1 protein-coding gene is annotated in these 530 nt (G+C 49.4%); it reads right to left on the minus strand.

Annotation, left to right across the window (positions count from 1 at the left end; translation table 11 throughout):
• Nucleotides 1-73: 73 nt before the first annotated feature.
• On the minus strand, nucleotides 74-530 hold a 457-nt coding region (locus AB4323_RS24330), incomplete at its 5' end, for a transposase (RefSeq protein WP_170962352.1).

The following is a 530-nucleotide window of genomic DNA, read 5'->3' on the forward strand; positions in this document are numbered from 1 at the left end:
TTTTCGTTTCTTTCGTCGTTACATCTCCTCTGCTCTCGTCAATGCCATTCTCCTTGTTATCAATGCCTTTCGGCTAGATGGGTCGACTTACTCCAACACACGCCATCTGATGCTGACAGCAAGGGCATACTCGTATTGCTTTGGTTCTTATCGGTGCGGTTAGCGGCGGCATTATATAGAGCAAGTTCAATAACAACAGTTGAATGCGGGCTCTTAAGGCGTGTGCTTGACCACGTAAAAAACCGTAATCTCGTACTCGCTGCAACCCTTTGGGCAGCGCGTGCTGCAAAATGAGCAGTAAGAACTTCAGAGTGGGCAAGGTGCGCGTTCGCCATGCATTGGTCTGGCTCTCTTTATAGCGGAAGGTGACAGTATCATCTGTGATACTGATGATGTCTTCATCAGGCAGCACACCACGATAGAGATAGCGAGCCAAATAGCTCAACGCAGCCTGACCGTATCCCACTTGTCTGCAATCGACCACCCATTGTTTGGGTATGCCACTCGGCAACCACAACGTTGGGTGTTGA

It is taken from the genome of Vibrio sp. 10N.261.52.C11 (assembly GCF_041471405.1).
Classification (GTDB): Bacteria; Pseudomonadota; Gammaproteobacteria; order Enterobacterales; family Vibrionaceae; genus Vibrio; species Vibrio crassostreae_C.